The organism is Sulfurovum iocasae (assembly GCF_047716765.1).
Lineage (GTDB): Bacteria > Campylobacterota > Campylobacteria > Campylobacterales > Sulfurovaceae > Sulfurovum.
The window spans coordinates 2,412,125-2,433,271 of the sequence record NZ_CP180410.1; the positions used below are offsets into that span (position 1 = coordinate 2,412,125).

The 21,147-nt window shown below is 37.4% G+C and carries 23 protein-coding genes; 8 read left to right on the plus strand and 15 right to left on the minus strand.

All coding sequences use genetic code 11. From position 1 onward, the window contains the following. Positions 1–337: 337 nt before the first annotated feature. A complete protein-coding gene (locus ACLHDG_RS11785) occupies positions 338–976 on the minus strand; it encodes a M15 family metallopeptidase (RefSeq protein WP_415406435.1) in 639 nt (212 codons plus the stop codon). Positions 977–1,056: 80 nt separating this feature from the next. Between ACLHDG_RS11785 and htpX the strand changes: the two genes are divergently transcribed. From htpX to holA, 3 genes are all read left to right on the plus strand, one after another. After that, a complete protein-coding gene (gene htpX / locus ACLHDG_RS11790; RefSeq protein ID WP_415406436.1) occupies positions 1,057–1,887 on the plus strand; it encodes a zinc metalloprotease HtpX in 831 nt (276 codons plus the stop codon). A 64-nt stretch (positions 1,888–1,951) separates the two neighbouring features. Then, positions 1,952–3,922 carry an RNB domain-containing ribonuclease gene (locus ACLHDG_RS11795; protein WP_415406437.1) on the plus strand — a complete coding sequence of 657 codons (1,971 nt, stop codon included), beginning with the start codon at positions 1,952–1,954 and terminating at the stop codon, positions 3,920–3,922. Between the two features lie 70 nt (positions 3,923–3,992). Continuing rightward, positions 3,993–4,970: a DNA polymerase III subunit delta gene (gene holA / locus ACLHDG_RS11800; protein WP_415406438.1), complete on the plus strand. Its 978-nt coding sequence runs from the start codon at positions 3,993–3,995 to the stop codon at positions 4,968–4,970. Positions 4,971–5,008: 38 nt separating this feature from the next. On the opposite strand, the gene ACLHDG_RS11805 is transcribed toward holA, so the two are convergent. The 4 genes from ACLHDG_RS11805 to ACLHDG_RS11820 all read right to left on the minus strand — a co-directional run bounded on the left by ACLHDG_RS11805 (position 5,009) and on the right by ACLHDG_RS11820 (position 8,076). Beyond that, a complete protein-coding gene (locus ACLHDG_RS11805; protein WP_415406439.1) occupies positions 5,009–5,329 on the minus strand; it encodes a cytochrome C in 321 nt (106 codons plus the stop codon). 69 nt (positions 5,330–5,398) lie between these two features. Further along, on the minus strand, positions 5,399–6,763 hold the full coding sequence (locus tag ACLHDG_RS11810; RefSeq protein ID WP_415406440.1) for an FAD-dependent oxidoreductase: 1,365 nt from the start codon (positions 6,761–6,763) through the stop codon (positions 5,399–5,401). A 142-nt stretch (positions 6,764–6,905) separates the two neighbouring features. Continuing rightward, a complete protein-coding gene (locus ACLHDG_RS11815; protein WP_415406441.1) occupies positions 6,906–7,337 on the minus strand; it encodes a hypothetical protein in 432 nt (143 codons plus the stop codon). Between the two features lie 10 nt (positions 7,338–7,347). Beyond that, positions 7,348–8,076, minus strand: a complete 729-nt coding sequence (locus ACLHDG_RS11820) for a Rieske 2Fe-2S domain-containing protein (RefSeq protein ID WP_415406442.1) — start codon at positions 8,074–8,076, stop codon at positions 7,348–7,350. Positions 8,077–8,296: 220 nt separating this feature from the next. Between ACLHDG_RS11820 and rpsF the strand changes: the two genes are divergently transcribed. The 4 genes from rpsF to ACLHDG_RS11840 all read left to right on the plus strand — a co-directional run bounded on the left by rpsF (position 8,297) and on the right by ACLHDG_RS11840 (position 11,474). Further along, a complete protein-coding gene (rpsF, locus tag ACLHDG_RS11825; protein ID WP_415406443.1) occupies positions 8,297–8,692 on the plus strand; it encodes a 30S ribosomal protein S6 in 396 nt (131 codons plus the stop codon). A 25-nt stretch (positions 8,693–8,717) separates the two neighbouring features. Continuing rightward, a complete protein-coding gene (ssb, locus tag ACLHDG_RS11830; protein WP_415406444.1) occupies positions 8,718–9,209 on the plus strand; it encodes a single-stranded DNA-binding protein in 492 nt (163 codons plus the stop codon). A 9-nt stretch (positions 9,210–9,218) separates the two neighbouring features. Beyond that, the gene (gene rpsR / locus ACLHDG_RS11835; RefSeq protein ID WP_415406445.1) at positions 9,219–9,482 is read left to right on the plus strand and encodes a 30S ribosomal protein S18; all 264 of its coding nucleotides are present in this window, start codon (positions 9,219–9,221) and stop codon (positions 9,480–9,482) included. A 270-nt stretch (positions 9,483–9,752) separates the two neighbouring features. Beyond that, a complete protein-coding gene (locus ACLHDG_RS11840) occupies positions 9,753–11,474 on the plus strand; it encodes a M30 family zinc metallopeptidase (protein ID WP_415406446.1) in 1,722 nt (573 codons plus the stop codon). A 7-nt stretch (positions 11,475–11,481) separates the two neighbouring features. Here the strand turns inward: ACLHDG_RS11840 and ACLHDG_RS11845 are convergent, their stop codons facing one another. The 8 genes from ACLHDG_RS11845 to ACLHDG_RS11880 all read right to left on the minus strand — a co-directional run bounded on the left by ACLHDG_RS11845 (position 11,482) and on the right by ACLHDG_RS11880 (position 18,511). Beyond that, a complete protein-coding gene (locus tag ACLHDG_RS11845) occupies positions 11,482–12,201 on the minus strand; it encodes a class I SAM-dependent DNA methyltransferase (protein ID WP_415406447.1) in 720 nt (239 codons plus the stop codon). Then, positions 12,194–12,811 (minus strand): ATP phosphoribosyltransferase, encoded by a 618-nt coding sequence (gene hisG / locus ACLHDG_RS11850; RefSeq protein ID WP_415406448.1) that lies wholly within the window; start codon positions 12,809–12,811, stop codon positions 12,194–12,196. The genes ACLHDG_RS11845 and hisG overlap by 8 nt, the downstream gene beginning before the upstream one ends. Then, the gene (locus ACLHDG_RS11855; protein WP_415406449.1) at positions 12,805–13,446 is read right to left on the minus strand and encodes a type III pantothenate kinase; all 642 of its coding nucleotides are present in this window, start codon (positions 13,444–13,446) and stop codon (positions 12,805–12,807) included. The genes hisG and ACLHDG_RS11855 overlap by 7 nt, the downstream gene beginning before the upstream one ends. 16 nt (positions 13,447–13,462) lie before the next feature. Next, a complete protein-coding gene (locus ACLHDG_RS11860; RefSeq protein ID WP_415406450.1) occupies positions 13,463–13,792 on the minus strand; it encodes a hypothetical protein in 330 nt (109 codons plus the stop codon). Positions 13,793–13,810: 18 nt separating this feature from the next. After that, the gene (locus tag ACLHDG_RS11865; protein WP_415406451.1) at positions 13,811–14,629 is read right to left on the minus strand and encodes a tyrosine-type recombinase/integrase; all 819 of its coding nucleotides are present in this window, start codon (positions 14,627–14,629) and stop codon (positions 13,811–13,813) included. After that, a complete protein-coding gene (locus ACLHDG_RS11870) occupies positions 14,622–15,635 on the minus strand; it encodes a hypothetical protein (protein ID WP_415406452.1) in 1,014 nt (337 codons plus the stop codon). The genes ACLHDG_RS11865 and ACLHDG_RS11870 overlap by 8 nt, the downstream gene beginning before the upstream one ends. After that, the gene (locus tag ACLHDG_RS11875; protein WP_415406453.1) at positions 15,635–16,213 is read right to left on the minus strand and encodes a hypothetical protein; all 579 of its coding nucleotides are present in this window, start codon (positions 16,211–16,213) and stop codon (positions 15,635–15,637) included. The genes ACLHDG_RS11870 and ACLHDG_RS11875 overlap by 1 nt, the downstream gene beginning before the upstream one ends. 81 nt (positions 16,214–16,294) lie before the next feature. After that, positions 16,295–18,511 (minus strand): endonuclease MutS2, encoded by a 2,217-nt coding sequence (locus tag ACLHDG_RS11880; RefSeq protein WP_415406454.1) that lies wholly within the window; start codon positions 18,509–18,511, stop codon positions 16,295–16,297. A gap of 69 nt (positions 18,512–18,580) precedes the next feature. On the opposite strand from ACLHDG_RS11880, the gene ACLHDG_RS11885 reads away from it, so the two are divergent. After that, entirely contained in the window at positions 18,581–19,195 is a 615-nt protein-coding gene (locus tag ACLHDG_RS11885; RefSeq protein ID WP_415406455.1) for an arylesterase, read from the plus strand. Here ACLHDG_RS11885 and murC read toward each other — a convergent pair. Together murC and ACLHDG_RS11895 are read right to left on the minus strand one after the other, a co-directional pair. Next, positions 19,192–20,505, minus strand: a complete 1,314-nt coding sequence (murC, locus tag ACLHDG_RS11890; RefSeq protein WP_415406456.1) for a UDP-N-acetylmuramate--L-alanine ligase — start codon at positions 20,503–20,505, stop codon at positions 19,192–19,194. The genes ACLHDG_RS11885 and murC overlap by 4 nt on opposite strands. A 1-nt stretch (position 20,506) precedes the next feature. Next, positions 20,507–21,094 carry a hypothetical protein gene (locus ACLHDG_RS11895; protein WP_415406457.1) on the minus strand — a complete coding sequence of 196 codons (588 nt, stop codon included), beginning with the start codon at positions 21,092–21,094 and terminating at the stop codon, positions 20,507–20,509. Between the last annotated feature and the right edge of the window lie 53 nt (positions 21,095–21,147).

Sequence of the window (21,147 nt, forward strand, 5' to 3'; positions counted from 1 at the left end):
TGAGAGATTTTCTCTTTCATAGGTGAATTGTAATCCCTTAGAGTAAACCGTTTGCAAATATTTTATAACGTTTATCGATATAGCGATATCAAAAGGTTACAAGTTAGAAATAAAAACCTTATAAAGTTATATACAAACTAACTTATGATACTCAATATTATTAAAACCTTATAAACTAACATATTTTATAACGTTTATCGCTGTAGCGACGTTTAGAGACCACTTTTATGTAACCAAGTATAGAAAACCTTATAAAATGTGCTATATAGGAGATTTTATAATGAAAATATAGTCAACCAATTAACATAATTTATGACTTTATAAAAACTATAAGTATTTACTTCGAAAAGTGCTGATAGTCCTTAACTCCAGACCAATCACCACCCCACTTCCAACCATACTTTTTAAAAATTTTAGTGGCTTTATCATTTTTTAGCAAAACTGCCTTATCTGCATAGGTAGAATTTTTATGTACTCTTTTTCTATAGGTTAAAGATTCTTTATGTGAAATACGTCCACTTCGTGAAATATACGGATTTTCTATGGGGTTGATATCTATCGCTTTACCGTAAGAGTGTTTAGACCATTTTTTAGAGCCTGTAGCATTACGGCAATTAAAAGCTGAAGTATTATCTGCTTCTATGGACTGCCAATCACTCCCCTTATAGTCACTCACTAGCTTCATTTTTTTAACAGGATAACCTATCTCATAGAGGGCTTTAAAAATCTCTGTCACCTCATAAGATACATCTTTATGGACTATCATTTCCCCCATAGTTGTTTTACCTTTAAAGTCTAAATATTCCAAACGTAGATAACGCAGATCTTTTACCGATACAGGACATCCCTTTCGCCATGAATTTCCCTTGATCATACGTTGTTTGATTTGTGGAGTGATCTTGGAAATATTTGATCGATACTCAGCATAAAGTGAAGCACTTAAAAATAGAAATGTTAATAAAATAGTCTTTTTCATACATCTATTATAACGTATTGTATGATTTACTTTCCATTTGCACTCATTTGATAAAATTAAATAAAAAAGGATAGACTATTATGGAACAATTTAAAACCTATGCCCTCATGACAGGGCTTACCCTGCTTTTCATCTGGTTTGGCGGTATGATCGCTGGTCAGACAGGGATGATCATCGCTTTCATTGCTGCAGCGGGGATGAACTTTTATGCTTACTATTATAGTGATACACAGGTACTTAAACACTACCATGCTACACCTGTAGACCGTGACCATGCTACAGGACTCTATGAGATCGTAGAGAGACTCACTGCACGTGCAGAGTTACCAATGCCCGCACTCTACATAATCCCGGAAGATCAACCTAATGCTTTTGCAACGGGAAGAGACTATGAACATGCTGCTGTTGCGGTGACAGAAGGATTGCTTAATCTTCTTACTGAAGAGGAGGTAGAAGCCGTCATTGCCCATGAACTAAGTCACATCAAACACTATGATATGCTCATCGGTACAGTTACCGCTACCATTGCCGGAGCCATTGCAATGCTTGCACAGTTTGGTATGTTTTTTGGTGGAGGTCGAGATAGACCTAACCTCATCATTACAATAGCCCTCATGCTCATTATGCCTATGGCTGCAACTATTATACAAATGACCGTTAGTCGTAACCGTGAATTCATGGCAGATGAAGGTGCTGCAAAAATGACAGGACATCCGGAATGGCTGCAAAGTGGGTTGGCTAAACTAGATAACTATGCAAGAGGTATATCTATGCACGATGCAGACCCGCAAACAGCTCATATGTTCATCATCAACCCATTTACAGGTAAAGATATGTCATTCAAACAACTCTTCTCTACACACCCAAGCACAGAACAAAGAATAGAAAGATTAGAGGCATTAAAACACTAATCTGCTATAATCATTTTATGAAAAAAACAACTTTTAATTTAGATACCTCAAAAGGAGGTATCTAATGTCCCCCTTTGCTATACAAATCACCAATGGATGTCTCATCTCAGACATTGAACTTGAAGACCAAAACAGTTTTCAGGCACTACAACAACTAGGTGCTATAGAAGAAATAGACGGACTGTGGAAACTAGGGTCTCTCTATCGTGCCGGTAGACTCTACATAGGTAAAGACGGTAGAGGGTACGTTGAAGCCGAGTTCAAAGAGCAAAGAGATCTGCTTGTAGAACCTGATGATCTCTGGGGTGCCAAACATGGTGATGTGGTCGTTGCCAAACGTGTCATTGCCAAACGTGGACGAGCAAGCGGTAAAGTAAAACTTGTCATAGACAAAGCCCATGCTTTTACCATCGCTTACACACACAGAGATGAACAAGATAATTTTATGATACTCGATATCCGTACAGGCATACCTACCCACGCTGTGATGGAAGGGATGGACTTAAAAGCGTTTAAGCTGGGAACGGTGCTGAAAGTAGATGTGAATGATGACAAAGTTTTAGAAGTATTTGGTCATTTAGGAGATGCAAGAGTAGATGAAAAGATCTCACTTGCACTCTATGAACGTGAAGATGAGTTTCCTCAAGATTGTGTCACTGATGCACTGGAGATAGAGTCAGAAGTGACAAAAGAAGAGCATCCGGACCGTGTAGACCTGACACATCTGGACTTCTGTACCATTGACCCCGTAACTGCAAAAGATTTTGATGATGCTATCTATTTTGACATAGAAGCACACACCCTTTATGTTGCCATAGCAGATGTAAGCCACTATGTCCCCTTCTTTACCCCTATCGATAAAGAGGCAAAGAAACGGGGCTTCACCACTTACCTGCCGCACAAATCTTTCCCGATGCTCCCGCGAGAGCTTAGTGAAAATATCTGTTCACTTAAACCCAAAGTAGACAGACTTGCCTTTGTAGCCAAAATAGAACTCGACAGAGGAACACTCAAACCTCTTAAAGAAGAGTTCTTTGAGGCGATCATCCACTCAAAACACCGTTTTAATTATGAAGCTATAGACAAAATACTTGAACAAGGATCTGAAGGCATTACGGGTACCGTAGCCCAGATCTTGACATGGCTGCTTCCTCTACAAAAAATGACTGTTAAACTCCATAGTGAACGACTCAAACAGGGCTTTGATTTTAGAAGTGAAGAGACCAAACTAACCATAGATGCAGACCATCTGCTTACAAGCACACAGATAGAAACAGGAACACCATCACATTCACTCATAGAAGAGTGTATGCTCCTTGCCAACCAGGCTTCGGCTAAACGTTTTACAGGTGAAGGTGACAGCATCTTCCGGATACATGAACCACCTCAGCTCTCTAAGACAGAAGCACTCCTTGCAGAACTGGCAGCCATAGGACTCTATGTAGAAGAGTATGAAGACAGCCCTTCACTCATCCGTGCTATCCAAAAAGAGGCAGAGAAAATGGGACTGGCCTCAGAAGTCGATTCAATGGTCATTAAGTCATTGCGTCGTGCAGAATATGCAGCAACAAATGTAGGACATTTTGGTCTAGGCTTTTCTCACTACAGTCACTTTACCTCCCCTATCCGTAGATACGCTGACCTCATACTGCATCGCCTTATCAAAACACAACTTAGAGAAGATGAAGAAGAGGCTGGATACCTATTGCGAAACATAGAACCCCTCTGTGCAAGAGTCTCCGAACTTGAACGAGAAGCGACAAAAGCTGAATGGGATTTTAGAGACCGTAAGTTTGCCAGATGGGCAAAAGAGCAGATAGGTCTCTTCTTTGAAGCAGAAGTCATCGAAGCCGGAGAGAGTGCTAAAGCTGTACTGACAGGTGATATCAAAGGAGTTACAGTTAATCTTAGAGGTGATAATATAATGCTTTTTGACAGAATACGTGTGATGATCACAGAAGTCAATATTGCACAGGCGATCGTGATGGCTGAGTTAGTAGCTAAACTGGATAAAGATGAGATGGAGCTATCATGATCTATTTAACACAACACTGCTATCTGCTACCTGCTACCTGCTCACTTGATACTCCAAAGGAGTTTCACTAATGTACCAAAGAGAATTTGACCAAAAACTCAAGCAATCTTTTCCAAAAGCTGTACTTCTTTACGGAGATAATGACTATCTCATAGACTACTACATTGACCTCTATAAAACCAAACTCGATGCCAAAGAGAGTATGCTTACACTCTATTATGATGAGTGGAATTTTGAGCAGGCTAAGAACTATTTGTCTCAAACCTCTTTATTTGGCGGCATCAATCTTGTGGTAGTGAGGCATGATAAGAAGATCCCTAAAAAGGAGTTGGATACTCTTATAGAGTTAGCAAATAAAAATGCTGATAACTATTTTCTCTTCGGATATGAAGGTGCTGCAAAAGATGCAAAGAGTATGCAAAGTGCTTTTACAGAGAAAAAAGGTGGGGTTTGGGTACGGTTCTTTGAACCAAATATCAATGAAGGTGTTGCGACGCTACAACACAAAGCACAAAAGATAGGATTGGATATTGACCACTATGCCCTACAGCACCTCATGCTTCTACTGAACAATAATCTTGCCCTTTGTTCCAACGAACTGGATAAACTCGCCATACTGGGCATAAAAGTAACAAGCAAAGACATAGACAAACTGGTCTACTCTACCGCACCTCTGGCTACAGAGCAACTACTCATAGACCTTTTTAATAAAAAGCCTATCACAGCAACCATCACTAAACTGCTTGACCTTGGAGAAGATGAAGCATCACTGTTACGTTCAACACAATATTTCGTAAATCAGATCTTCCTCTTTCATGCCTATATCAAACTCAATGGACACGTAGACTCAGCAGCCATACTTGGATACAAACTGCCTAAACAAATAGAAGAACAGAAAGCACAACTTGCACTGCGTGTCAAATCTGCAACACTGTTAAAAATATTTGAACATTTACTGGAGAATGAAATAGCTATGAAAAAAGCACCTTCTACACAAAAAGAAGTTTTACTTTATAGTATATTGATCAAGTTACAGGGGTATCTATAGGATAATATATGTAATGGGCAAGAGCCCATTACTTTAGATCAACATGAAGGTTCGTTACCTGAACCTTTTCCATATTCATATGCAAATGAGAAGAGATGATCATTCCATTTCTCATTATATACTTCTACTTTAGGGCAAAGTGCTTTTACTTCTTCTCCCATTTTACCGCTATCGTAAATGGCTTGCCACTCTTTTTGAGTATGGCTTGCTGTAAATTTTACACCTGTAAAACCACAGGTATCTTTAAGTTTGGTACCATAAATTTTTTGACCTATTCCAACATTACCTGCTGTTGCTGTCGTTGAAAATAGTAATAGTCCAAATAATGCAGAAAAAATTATTTTAGTGAAGTATTTCATTAAATTCCTTTATGTACTGAAAATAGAGAAAGACTTTATCATCTTTCTCTAGAGTAGATCTATTACGTTCTATGCAAACATCTCTCTCATAACACCTGCAAACCACTCTCTTGTAGCTTTTGCAGTACCTTTAGATCTAAATTTACCACCACCATCTTTTGGCTTAGGAACGTTTCCTTTACCTTTAAGTTTACCACTTGGATCTGCTGAGAATGTATGTGTTACCATGATAGCCTCTTCTGGTTTACCACCTACCATTGAGAAACATACGTTTGCTGCCTTTGCTGGTAAATCTGCTTTATAATCTGATTTCTTGCCATTCAACTGATCTACGATCTGACCTGCTGCTCTGTGAGCTGCCCAGATAGCTGTTTGACCACTTGGCGGGATACCATGAGTAACTGCATCACCAACAACATAAATGCTTCCATCTGTTTTAGATTTGAAGCTATAACCATCCATCACTGCATAACCTGAACCGTTTGTTTCTATACCAGCCATAGCGATCACCGGTGAACATTTATTATTCGGGATCAAGTTACATACTTCATATTTCTCTGTTTTCGTTTTACCCTCGAGATCATCAGCATTTGCATACTCTTTATAGGTAATCGTTTTCGCAGCAGGATCTACATCTATCACTTCAGTGAGTCCTTTATACTCAATGATATCAGAGTAAAGATCTTTCCATGATTCTTTAAACGCTTTACCCTTTGCAAATTTTCCATTTCTGGTATCAAGAACGATTACTTTTCCTTTAATACCTTCATTTTTCATATAGTTCGCTACCATTGCTGTTCTCTCATATGGTGCAGGAGGACATCTGTATTTACCTTTTGCAGGTGGTACGATGATCACATTACCATCATCCATGTCATCAAGTTGTCTTTTCAACGCAATGTGTTCATTGCCCGGCATCAATGCAGCCGGACAAGCTTGTGATACATGAGCGATCTTCTCTTTTGACCATTTTGGAAACTGCTTTTCATAATCATATGCTATACCCGGAGAAAGTACAAGAATATCATACGCAAAATCACCATTTGTCGTTGTAACAGTTTTAGCTTTTCTATCGATAGCTGTGACTGTTGCATGCACAAAACTATACCCATGCTTAGATGCCGGTTGGTAATAATCACCTACAAATGTGTCAAGGGAAACATTATCAAGACCGCCAAGCAGTGTATTGGAAAATGGACATGCCATGAACATATTACTTTTTTCAATGACAGTAACTTCGATGCTTTTATCTTTTTTCTTAAGGGCTTTTGCCATGGTAAGACCACCAAAACCAGCACCTACGATTACTACAGATTTTCCACTTGCTTTTTTTGCCGAAGTTTTTGCTTCACTTCCTACTGCGATTGAAGGAGCCACTGTTACTGCTGCAGCAACACCTGCCAATTTAAATAAATCTCTTCTTTCCATACTCATATTTTAATCCTTTATATTGTTTTGTGAAACCGATGATAACCAGTTTTACTTAAGAAATAAATAAATTTTATTTATATTTATTCTTTTTGTTATTAAATTAATTAAGATAAATAATTATAATAATATTAACTAATTAATTTACTTACTTTCTCAATCTTAAATGACATGACATACACTGCCTCATTGTTAAAGTATAATTATGAAGTATCTCCTCTTGATTGTTATCTCTTACAGCATCTTCTATTTCATCAAGATACATCTCTATCATGGAGCGTGTCTTCTTTGCAAACTTATTTGCATGTAGCTGCTCATTGTCTAAAAAATCTTTTGGGTCAACTTTTTCAATAGTATGAAGCACTTTTTTAATTCTATTAATCCCTGTTTTTACACACCCACCATCTTTACAGCGAAAAAGTAGACCCATCTGTATATCGTCCAATGCCTCTGCCATAGTAAGCATATCTTTGATTCTGTCTACTTTTGTGTATTTCTCAGCAGCAAATGTTGATGTAGCCAACACGGATGCCAACAAAATACCTTTTCCTAGTTTAATCACATTATTTTTTATTTTCATCTATTCCCCTTTAGTATTGAATCAAGTCTTTTGAAAAATTAGAAAGTTTTACTACTTTGGCTTCTACTTTCACCAACTTCTTTCCTTTTCGTTTACCACCATAGTACTTTTTGAACTCTGGTTTAAAGGCATCAAGGTAATCATGGAACTTATTTGGTCCTAAAGCACCGACTGCCCAAATATTATCTTGATCATCGATCTCCAGAACAATTTGCGTTAAACCTTCTGTAGCAGGTCCATTCACACGTTTTCCACCATCATTAGGTGTAAATGCTGAGAGATGAGAAGAACAGACGAAGACTCCACCTTTTTCATACGCCATTGTTTTTCCTGCTTTTGGTACATACTGAAAAAAACTGTCATCAGGTGTAGGATGCGTCAATTGATGAGGACATATCGCTGAATATGCTACGATAGATCCTGTTTTACCTACACCGCCTTTAAAGATATATTCAGTCCCGTCATCTGACTTGAGTTTTACATCTTTTTGTGTTGCTTCACCCAGATCAACCAAAAGACAAGGTGTTGATACCATAGGAAAATTAAATACATAATTTTCCTCTTTAGTTAAAGTACTTGCGTTTAATGGATTGCCATCTGCATCTTTAAGCTGTATCTTTTCATAGGTTTTATACAGATCACCATTGTCTGCATAGAGTTTTTGTGTTATAAGTGATGGGGCAACGACAACACTCATTGCCGAAACACCGGAAAGTTTAAGAAAACTTCTTCTTTTCATAAGTATCCTTTATAATTAATTTTAACTTGTATTACAGGTTGAATATTAAATTATTTTATGGAACATGTCAAGTTATTTGATGATATTTCTAAAGAATTTTTATTAATGTGCGATTAAGAGCCATTATGATAAAATCACGTTTCCAAAATTCTTGCTCATTTTTGGACAATTACCTACTGGGTAGTTGCATATATGGGCTATTAAACCAAAAGGAAACAATATGAATTGTTATGAAACACTGTTTGTAGTTAAACCTACACTTGCAGAAGAAGAGATTGCAGCAACTATCACTAAAGTGAAAGATGTACTTGTAAAAGAGGGTGCTGAACTTGTTGGTACTAATGATATGGGTATGAAAAAACTTGCTTATCCTGTACAAAAGAATGAGAGAGGATACTATACAGTTCTTTTCTATAAAGCAGAAGGTACTGTTATCAATGAACTTGAGAGAAATCTTAAGATCAGTGAAGATGTTATCAAGTTTTTAACTGTTAAATACAGTAATACAAAAGAGATGGCACAATTTGACAAACTTGTAGCAGCTGCTAACAAAAATGTTGCAACTGAAGCAAAAGCAGAAGCAGAAGCTCCAGCAGCTGAATCAACAGAAGCATAATCAACCATTAACTTAGGAGAACTTTATGTACAATAAAATAATTTTAGCAGGAAATCTTACAAGAGATGTAGAGGTTAGATATACGCAAGGTGGGAGTGCTATAGGAAATACAGCAATCGCAACTTCACGTAAATTTAAATCTCAAACAGGGGAGCAGAAAGAAGAAGTTCTTTTTGTAGACTTAACATTCTTTGGTAGAACTGCTGAAATTGCTAATCAGTATTTACGTAAAGGTTCTAAAGTTTTAGTAGATGGAAGATTGAAGCTTGATCAGTGGACAGCACAAGATGGTACAAAGAGAAGTAAACACTCTGTAACTGTAGAAAACCTACAGATGCTAGGGAGTAAAGATGACGCACAAGGTGGCGGGTACAATAATGCACCTGCTGGAGATAACTATTCTCAGCCTGCACCATCTTACAATGCACCTACTTCAGCACCACAGGCTGCACCACAACAAGCACAGGCATCTAACATCCCAGAAATTGACATCAACGAAGATGAAATACCGTTTTAGGAGAACACCATGGCAGAAAGAAGAAAATTTAAAAAAAGATTTTGTAAATATTGTGAATCAAAAGTAGACTTTATTGACTATAAAGATTTGGCACAACTTAAATTCTCACTAAGTGAGAGATTTAAGATCATGCCAAGAAGATTGACTGGTAACTGTAAAAGACACCAAGAGCTTGTAACAGTAGCTATCAAAAGAGCAAGACAAACAGCACTTATCCCGTATATCGTAGATAGAAAAAATGTTGTTGAATCTCCATTTGAAATGATCAGATAGATTTACTCTCTTATCCTCGGACTTGATCCGGGGATCCACACTCTGAACTTCATTACTTTTTAAACACTTACTCCAACACTAACCAACATTTTTCACCCATTAACATAAAAATAGATTCACATTATTTTCATTTATGCTATACTTAAAATACTAATTTAGAAAAGCCAAACCTGATATATCTACTATCTCTTTCTAATTTTATACCAAGGTAAGAGTTTGCTAATACTTTTTGGCTACCCTTTATCAAATAAACATCAAAAGAATATCATTATGAAAAAAAATATTGTTCTACTATTAACTCTATCAATTTCCGGTACACTCCTTTTTACAGGATGTGGAGGAGGCTCTAGCGACACTTCAACACCTATCAATCCTATTGCTCCGACAATACCTACAGACCCCACTACTCCAACTGTAAAAGTGACTATTACAGATGCTTATCAAGTTGAAAGTTTAGGAACAGAAAACACTATCAGTGCCACTGTCTCTTTAGGCAGTACACCTAAAGATCTCTATCTTGTGCTTAGCAACTATGCTACTACATCCGTCAGCTCAACTATTACACATAATGCTAAAATCACAGAGACGGCACGATCCAAATCAATTTCACCTACTCACTTTACTAAAAAACCAATCATCCTCCGTGCACCTCAATATGTACAAGATTTTTCATCTAAAATTGGTACATTACTTTCTAAGGCAAACACCGATCAGCTTCAGGCTAAAACATTAGCTGTAGCAGAGAGAAATGAAGATGTTGCGGGAGATAGTAAAACATTTTATCTTGATGCATATGGTACCCAAAGTACTTCTGCCACAGCACGAAAAGTCATTTCAAATGTAACAACCAACCTTGGATCAAAAACACTTAATATTTGGGTATCCGATGATAGCTTTGGTTCTGGATGTGGTAAAGCCAAATGTGTAACACAAGATATGGTAGATCAATTGGCAGATACCTTTTTAAAGACAGATCTGGATAATGATATTTATGATTGGGTAACAAATATTTATGAAGAGGAGTGGGGAAGTGCTGCAGAGGCTAAATATAGTGAATTAATTCCGGAAGATGATGAGATTACTATCTTACTTACAGATATTGATGGAGATGATAGTCCTACCGGTGGTGTAATAGGTTTCTTCTGGTCAAAAGACAACTTTGAAAAGGGTTCGATAGGTGGATCAAATGAAAGAATAATGTTCTATGCAGATGCTGTGATGTTTGCAAACGGTGAAGATGGCTGGGACATAAATGATTTTTGGCCAAAAGAGATGGTATCAACATTGGCACATGAATTCCAGCATATGATCAACTTCTATCAAAAACGTATTTTACTTGATACTGACATAGATACATGGATCAATGAAATGCTCTCGGAGACCACAGAAGACCTTGTCGCTACTAAAATCAAACACATTGGACCAAGAGGTATTGAGTATACGGATGGCAGTGCTGGTATACCTGGTAACACAAATGGAAGATATCCCCTCTTCAATGAAAACAATACCCTCTCTCTCACCGCATGGAACAATCAATTGGCAGATTATTCTAAAGTCAATGCATTTGGGGCCTACCTCATACGAAACTATGGTGGAGCAAAACTACTTCATGACATCATGCACAATGCATATACAAATGAGCAGTCAGTAGTGGATGCTGTCAATAAGTCAATAGAAGGTTCAGGAAAAACATTTGACAACCTGCTTAGTGAATGGGGTACAGCTGTATTGTTATCCAATATTGAAAGTCCGGAAAATTTACCTACTTATAACACAGGTTGGTTTACTGACACTACCTATGAAAATTCAACCTATGAAATGGGTTCTATCAACTTCTTTAACTATGATCCGTTACCAACCATACATACAATAGATGGAACAGTTCAGGCTCAAGGAAACTATTACTATAAAGTAGGTGATAATTTGACAGGTGATATTACGATAAACTTAGAGCTCAATGGTCAAACAGAAGCGACATTGATCGCAAAATAACAACAAATTATCTTTTCTGCAGTACCACAAATAACTTGTCAGCCTCTTCCATCTCATAGAGGCTTACATCATCACTGCTTACAAATTCTAACCCACTTAAAGTGATGATCTCATCTATCTCATGATAATATTGTTTGATCGTCTCTTGAGACTTCGTAAAACACTCATTAAGACCTTTGCCTTCTTTTTCAAAAAGCGTAAATTCAGAGCTGTACTCTCCTGCTTCAAAATCACTGTCAACTGTTAAAAACCGTTCCTCATCATCGACGATGTAGGAACCTACAGCCACATTTTCAAAGCCATAGAGTGTATTGATATCACATAAAAAATACCCACCCTCATTGAGATGTTCATTTACACAGATCAAAAAATGTTTCAGTGCTTCCTTATCCAGATAATTGAGCATATCAAAAACAGCAGTGATCACATCATATTTGCCGCTTAGATCACATAGGTTAATACATTGTGAGGGAATGCCTTGCCCAGCTGTTTTAGACACCATCAGAGGACTCAGATCAATACCCATGATCTCTTTGATACCTAATGCACTTTGCATTTGACGTAAAAAATCACCGCTACCGCACCCTACATCTAAAAGACTGTTAAGATCAATAGTATTTAAAAAGAGAAGATAGTGTGCATAGAGACTTGGAGCAGCCTCTTTAACACCAAGAAGATCCTCTACCTTTGCGTAGAGGTCAAGTGAGTTTGAAGTTTTATTAGCCACGTTCTACAACAGTTTTGATCTTTTCATACAAAGAGAGTATTTCAGATTTTTTAGCATAAAAACTATTTTTATTGGCGATGAGATGTGCAGAAGAATCCATAATATCTTCAGCTACTTTAAGTCCATTTTCTCTCATCGTTGAACCCGTTTCCACTATGTCTACGATCGCATCAGCCAATCCGACCAAAGGGGCTAATTCTATAGAGCCATAGAGCTTCACCACTTCAACACCTACTGCTTTTTGGGCAAAGTAGTTTTTAGTGATATTTACCATTTTAGTTGCTACTTTAATGTTAGGTCTAGACCAGTCAAGTTCATCTTCATTTTTAATACCGATAGCTACTTTACATTTACCCAGTTGCATATCAAGAAGCTGGATGATATCAAGCTCTTTTTCTGTAATAACATCTAAACCTACCACACCAATGTCTGCCGCACCATGTTCAACATAAGTTGGTACATCCTGGTTACGGACATTTAAAAAACGAAACTCACCCATATCTAAAATGAGTTCTCTACCCTCAAACTTAAACTCTCCACCAAAAATTTCAGCAAATATCTCTAGTGTCTGCTCTGCAATTCTTCCTTTTGGAAGTGCTATAGTTAACATCTTTTATCATCCTTTAGTGCATTGCACATCCCATCAAAAACCAACATTTCATCATATACTGCTTCTTCAAAAAAAGAGGAGAGGAATTTTCCATCCCCACCAGTAAAATAGAGTTTATGCATCTGGTCATGTTTGTCTATGAGTGCTTTTATCGACGCGATTATACCATAGCTTATCCCATCTTTAGTTGTGGTAGGGAGTTGCTCTAATGATATCATCTCATTTAAATCAGTATCAAGTACAGGAGAGATACTCTTATAGCTTTCAAGCATTGCCTTGATACCAGGAAAAATATAGCCACCTTGATAGATACCCTCTTTCATAACATCTACAGTAATGGCTGAACCTGCATCCACAAAAACACCATTACGATGACTCAGACATAATGCTTTTCTATCTACACCCATAGTATCATAGTCACCCTCTAAAATCATCTTCTTAGAGATATTTTTCCAATACTTTATCTTTTCTATCTTCTCTTCCAGATGATGTTTTACCGAAATATAACAAAGTGATCTATCATGGTATTTTTCTATAGCATCCGCATAAGATAAATGCTCTATCTCTTTACCATCGTAGATATGAAAATACGTATTGCCAATATCTGCCAATAATATCTTTTTTTCATTCCTCACGGCTACTTACTCCTTACTACTTAATTTCCCATACTTTCCAGCCATGCTCTTCCAGCATTGCTTTAGCATGAGAACAGAGTGGTGCTTTTATACGTATGTATCTTTTAGTGATCTTACTATCAATGTATTTCTCCAGTTTTTCATGCAACACAAGGAGTTCACTTACTTCTTTACGAAGTACCCTACTCTTCTTTTCGACATTCATAACTAAAGCATAATAGCCCTTCAAGTCAATACCCAGGTAGAGTTCGATTTTTTTTCGTGAACCAAGCTCTTTAGGAGTTATCTCTTTAAGAGATTTAAAAATGATGTTTTTATGCTGTAAATATTCTACGATTTGTTTCATAATGATATGATAGCGAAATCAACGTAAGGGATGATAACTATGCATCGTATCAGCCAAGTTTTGTTTTTGAATATGTGTGTATATCTGTGTGGTTTCCAGCGAAGAGTGTCCAAGTAACTCCTGTACTACACGCAGATCTGCACCACCGATAATGAGAGAAGAAGCAAAAGAGTGCCGCAGAACATGAGGAGAAACACCCAAATATTTTTTGACTATCTTATAGGCAGAGATACGGCTTAATGGTTCACCACGATAATTGAGCCATATAAAACTACTATGCAGATCTTGCTCTTTCATGTAAGCTTCTAAAGCTTCCAATGATACAGGAGCCAAAGGTACCATACGTTCTTTCTCTCCTTTGGCAAAACGTATCTTCAGCCATCCCTCTATAATGTCACCTCTCTCAACACTTAATGCTTCAGAGATGCGACAACCGCTAGCATACAAAAAAAGTATAAGTGCATAATCACGTAAACCCATAAGTGTACTTCTATCGATATTTTGTATAGCGAGTAATATCTCTTCATTATTTACATACTTAGGAAGATTCTTAGGCACTTTTGCCATGGGAATTTTTATTTTTTCATATGTAAAGTCTTGAAGATGACAAAAATGGAAAAAGGTATTGATCGCTGAGAGTTTTCTGTTGAGAGTACGTTTGTTTTCAAACGTGGCTAAAAACTTTAGTACATCTGTAGTATCTAATTTGGTAAGTGTTTTTTTTGTAAGTTCTTCAAGCTGTTTCAGATCACTTACATACGAGGAGACAGTAAGAGTATCCAGTGCCTTAGTAACACTCAAATACTCTTCAAATGCTACAATCAGATTGCTATTCATAACCTAGTTTAGAAAGTTCGATGACATTGCCATCTTTATAAAGTTTAGTTCCTGTTATAAACGCCGGGGTATCTACCTCACCAAGGTCATAGATCTTATGTTTGCTCAAGTCTGAAGAGAGTACGATAAGTGAACCTTGCTGATCTAGAGCAAAAACTCTTCCGCCAAATGCCGTAGCAGCAGAGAAGTGTGCATATTTAAATTTCTTTTGGGCTATTGGGTTGAGTGTACTATCAAGCTTAACCACTTCACCCTCTTTTGTAAAGAGGTAAATAGTTCCATTTGATATAGCCGCTTCAGAGATATTTGCACGATACTCGTTTTGACCATCACCACCCAATGTAATAAGTCTCTTTGGTGTAGCTGCTACCATTGTATTACCCATACGAGACAGATAAATTACATTATTGAATACTTTTTCACTACTGAGATAAATTACTTTTGCATTTTCTGCATCACCTGAATTTAAGATAATGAGTTTTCCGTCAAGCATCGGCATGACTGCCAAGCTATCTATGAACATTGGGCTTGCAGCTCTTGTATCGATGGCATACGTTCTTTCTGAACGATTCTCCACCACTTTTCTGTTATCTTTTATTTGATAGATACCAAAGGTATTATCATTTAAAACATAAGCGATTATCCCATTCTGAATGGTTGCAGAGACGATAGGAACGTGAAGTGACACTGCACGTATTGGTTCTCCTGTACTTTTTTTAATGATCTTTAATGCACCCTCAGTATTACCTGCCAACACATAAGTAGAACTTTCACTCAAAAATCTATATCCCTCACCAAGTGTAATACTGCTTACTCCCTGTTTTCCTATATAGTGACCATTTTGTAGTGTAGCACCGTCTCTACTGATATCAACGATACTACTTCCATAAGAAGATGAAACGCTGGATGCCGAATAGGTTTGTTCTGGTTCAAAATATTGTTTACTACTACATCCAGAAAGAACCAGTGCAGCGGCTGTAAGTGTGATGAGTAATAATTCTTTCATTATTTTGCCTTTAGCGTAGAATGCTTAAGAAGCGATGCCAACATAGAAACTGATGAACGCTCATCAATAAGTTCTAACTTTGATCTGGCACTTTTAACATCACCTGCTTTGATCGCAAGATATGCTGATTCAAGTAATGCCAACTCTTTATAGAGTTTAGAATCGCTACTTTTATTTTCAAGTGTAGCAGCAACATATTTACTGGAATCTGCGATCACTGCATTGCTGCTTCCCGCTAAAGTATTTAACGCTTTGACATCTTTCTTTTTCACTGCTTGTGTATACAAAAAAAGTTCAAAGAGTGCCGGATTTTTTTCTTTAAGCGTTTGAAGCGCCTGTGTATCATCTGCTTTTGTCTGTAGTATCAAAAATGCCTGATTGGCTTCTGCCAACTTTGCTTCATGCATCGCATCCATTGCTGTTTTTCCAGCAAAGGCAAGAATGAGAGCAGCAACTACACCCCAAATAACAAACTTATATTTTTTATAAAGTTCCTCTATTTTGAAGGCACTCTCAAGTATCTTTTCATCACCACTTAACTCTTTTTTTACAAACTTCACATCATCTTGAATGCTCACGTACTTCTCCTACAACATTTTAATTAGATATATTATACCCTTTGGAGTTAAAAAAAGGGTTATAAAGTCATCTTAATAACTTTACAATTCCACTACAGTAATACCCAAATTACCCGGCATACGATAAAATTTTGATATTTTAGGATGAGACTTAAGATACTCTCCTACTAATTTAGATAAAACTCCTCCCCCTGTACCATGGATGATCTGCACTTCACTCAGTCCATTTACCAATGCATCGGAAAGAAATTTATCGACGGTATCTATAGCTTCATCTGCATACATACCAAGTAATTTCACAGAAACACTTGCAGTGGATTTTTCCACATTTACTTTGGCTTGCTTTGGTTTAGGTTTCACTTTTATGTTAGGTGTATCTCCTCTTCTCTTGAGCTGAGACAAAGGTACTCTCATCTTCAATCCATCGACGATAATAGTGGCATCTTTTCCACGTAAAGAGAGTAACTCACCTTTATGGGAACGGTATTTTACTTTATCTCCTGCTTTGAGCGGTATTTCGTCTGCCAACTTCACCTCTTTTTGCTTAAAATCTTTACGTTGATGGGCAACATTGAGTAGTCTTCTCCCCTCTGTTGACTCTTTGGCTTTAAGTGCCTCTCTTGCCTTTTTTGTAGCTGCATTATAACGGTTTTCCAATGTAGCGATCGCTTTTCGATGGCTCTCTTGAAGCTTAAATTCTTCATCTTGAAGTTTCTCTTTCAGCTTCTCCACAGACTTTAACTCATCATCTATTTTAGCAATTTTCATACGCATTTCACGTTCGAGTGATGTAGATTTCTCTATAAGTTCATTGAGATTGTCTTTATCTTCTCCATAGACTACTTTAGCTTTTTTGACAATAGCTACGGGAATACCATACCGCTGTGCTGTTTCAAAAGCATAACTCTTTCCTATACTCCCTTGTAAAAAGGTATAAGTAGGCATTCTTCGTTCTTCATCATAGAGTGCAGCGATGAGTTCTACCTCATCATCTGAAGCCATCAATGAAGCCAGGCGCTTATGATGGGTGGTCACAATAAAGGTAATACCTTTCTTACGCAATTCATCAAGCATGACACGGAACAGACTTGCCGCTTCATCACTATCGGTTCCCAATTCTATCTCATCCACACCTACAATGGCATCTTCTTTAGAAAACAGTTTTGCAAACTCTTGCATACGCCCTGCAAACGTAGAGATATCATTTTTTACCGACTGAGGATCATCAATAACCGCTTCTATACTCTTGTAGTGTCCCACTTCCGTTTTTGAAGCATCACATTTAAAAGGCAAAAGGTACTTACTCATATAGACAGCACTTAACATAGACTTAAGCAACATCGTTTTACCACCTGCATTCACTCCCGTAACAAGCATGATCTGCTTATTCATATCCATGGTAATGGGTACAGGATTTTCTATGGCAGGGTGTGCAAAGTCTTGCAATTTAATACGCTTTTGTTTGCTCGGCAATATAAATTCATACTCTTTGGCTCTTGCAAAACTTACCCGTGCCTGGTAGTGGTCAAACCTGTCATACTCTTTGTTGATAAAAGCTAAAAAACGCTCCCATTTAAAAAAGACAGCTGAGATATCTTTACAATATTTATAAATGATCTCTTCTTTAGTACTAAGTAAGGCTGACTCTTTCTCTTTAAGATGTGAGATACTTTGCGGAATAATATAGAAGAATCCACCCGGACTTCGTGCTGCTACTGTAGCTTTAATGACATTGTTAAACCCACCACGAACCAAAAGCGTCTCTTCGCCACCGTTGAAGTGGACTTGTGTATCTACCAGATGATCTCTCAATCTGCTCGAGTGAGCAAGTTTATAAAGGGTCTCTTTGATGTCTATCTTGTTTTGTTTTATGGCACGTTCAAGCTTAAAGAGTTCAGGGTCACGTTCAGGGTTGATGCTACCCTCTTCTGTAAAATAGCCTATGATCTCGACGATCTCTTCAGGTATCTCTATACCTTGTACCCAAGAGATAAGCGGTTCTGTGAAACCTACTGCTTTTAAAGTATTAAAATAGGAGAACATCGTCACAAAAGCATAGATCTCATCTAAAGAGAGTACCCCCTGTTTTTTAATGAGATTTAACTCTCTATCAAGATTTGGTACCGGGTTTGGTGTAGGGAATTGTACTTTTGAGAGTGCTTGTATATAACGATAGTGTTGATTAATATCTCCCATCATCACCACAGGCTTCTCTCTAGCTAAAAACTGTTTGAACTGATGGATATACCCATCAAGGTCTAGTTTTTGGATAATGGATTTTTCATTTGTTTGTTGCATTGACACGTACTTTTTCCTCTAACGCTAATTGATGGAATTATACTATAATACTCTCATATAAGGAAGCATATGAAATATATAATAGCTACAATACTTGTTGTGTTGATACTCCTTACACTTCCAAATAAAAGTACAAAAATGAATACCCTTTTACCCCATAAAACAATATTGGCTTTTGGTGACAGTCTTACCTACGGACATGGAGCCAGTTATGATGAGAGTTATCCTGCTCATCTCTCCTCTCTTACAGGGCACAAGGTGATCAATGCCGGTATGAATGGTGAAACATCTGATGAAGGACTTCAACGTTTACCTAAACTACTTGAAGATAAGTCTATTAAACTGATGATACTGTGTTTTGGAGGAAATGATATACTGAGACGACAATCAATGGATGCACTTAAAAATAATCTTAAAACGATGATACGTATGGCTAAAGCAAAAGAGATAGATGTGCTTCTTGTTGCTGTACCAAATATTGGTTTATTTGGACTTACACCTCTTGAACTTTATGAAGAGGTGGCTAAAGAGGAAAAAGTACCTCTTCTTGATGGTGTATTGGCAAATATCCTCAGTCAACCTTCACTAAAAAATGACCAGATACACCCTAATGCTCTAGGGTATAAACAGATGGCTGAAAAGATTTATAAGAGTTTAGTAGAAAATGGCTGGCTGGCGAATTAAGCCTCTCCACGTATCTGATAGGTAATATCCCCCGCACCAAAAGCCGTGACAAGTCCATCACTGTATTCTTGTATGACATGTCCGTCTTTAAACACTTTTACAACACCATCTTCTTTTGTCACTGAGTCTGCCATAAGAAGTTTATAGCGGCTAAATGCGCCTTTTAGGTCGATGTCTACTTCAAGTTCACCTGCTGCCCAGATAGGGAGAATAACAAGTTCATCTACACCGTCAAAACACTCTACAAATGCTTGAAGATTATCCATGGTTCGGCTATATTTATGTGGTTGCCAAATAACATTTAATTTGGTGAATTCACGTAAAGTTTTATAAGACTGAAGTGACTGCATTGTTACTTTGATCTCTGTGGGGTGATGCCCATAGTCATCTATGACCACACAGTTTTCTTGATTTTGAACGATATCAAAACGTTTTTTGATCCCTTTATAGTTCAAAAGATTTTGACGGATATCTTCTAGGTCTTCACCCAGTTCCAAAGCACTTAAAATAGCCAATGCCGCATCAAGGGCAATATGATTACCAAAGCCAAATACTTCAAAGACACCCAAGTCTAAAAGCTCAAACTTCGTATGTGGTTCACCATCCACTAGAACAAATTCGATATTTTTGATATCTTTGGAAGGGTAAAGTTTAATACTCTCCATCTCTATAGAAGAGAGAAATTCATCTTCTGCATTGATAACACGTACTTTAGCCAATGATAAAAAGTTTCTGTATGCATTGTAGAAACGTTCTTCATCATACTCGTAGTACTCCATATGTTCCGGCTCAACATTGGTAACGATAGCCAAATAAGGATTAGAGTTCAAGAAACTCTCATCACTCTCATCTGCTTCAAAAACTACTTTGTTATTAGGGTAATTACGCACGTTTGAGCCAAACTCTTTGCTGATAGCACCGATAAGTGCATTTGACTCAGGGATGATAGAAGAGAGCATCGCTGAAGTAGTACTCTTTCCATGCGCTCCACCTACGGCATACACTTCTTTCTCTCCCAAAATAGATTTGAGTGACTCTTTTCTAGAAAGTAATTCTATACCTAACTCCTGTGCTTTTTGATACTCAGGATTATTAGGACGTACTGCTGCTGAATAAATCACTCTATCGACACCTTCTACTGCATCTTGATGGTGAGGAATGGTGATCTTTGCATCAAAATTCGTTGCTAGATCATTGGTGATCTCTGTTTGTTTGATATCACTTCCAGAAATTTTATGCCCGTCATTCACCAAAAACTTTGCCAATGCAGAAAGCCCTATGCCACCAATGCCGATAAAATGAATCTTCATACTACTTGCTCTCTTCCAACACTTTAAGTTCTTCTTTCCCCTCTTGTACATACTTAGCATACATCGTTAAAAGGATGTCATTTGGCTGTACAAATGTTTGGATAAAAAAGGCAAGTGGATCAGTCTCATCTATGCCTCTAACATCAACCATATCTTCGATAAAGTTTTCAAAGCTGTTTCCTGCCATGACTGCACATGCATGTATCATCATCGCATCTTTGAGTTCTTCATGATCAATAGTATGGTGCAGCACAAGGAACATTTCTTTGGCACCTTTTTTGTCATTTTCACTGTAACGCTGAATGGCATGTTCATAAATAGCTCTTGCTATCGCTCTCTCCTCTATGTCATTCATATCAAATGATCTGTGCGTTGAGAGATACTCTGCAAGTCTATCAAAGGCTGTGTTTACGATAAATGTAAACACTTCATTGATATCATCCTCTGATGCTTCAATCACCAATTGAGCATCTAAAAGTTGATACCCTTTTGCAATGCTCTCTTCCTCCTTACACTCTTCTTCAAGTCTTTTTATATTTGCTAAAAACTCTGGATCTTTTTTTAACTCTTCTACGTGTATTTCTGGCATTTCCATCTATTTATTCTCCAATACTGATTTTCCGGCACTAAATGCCGATACCC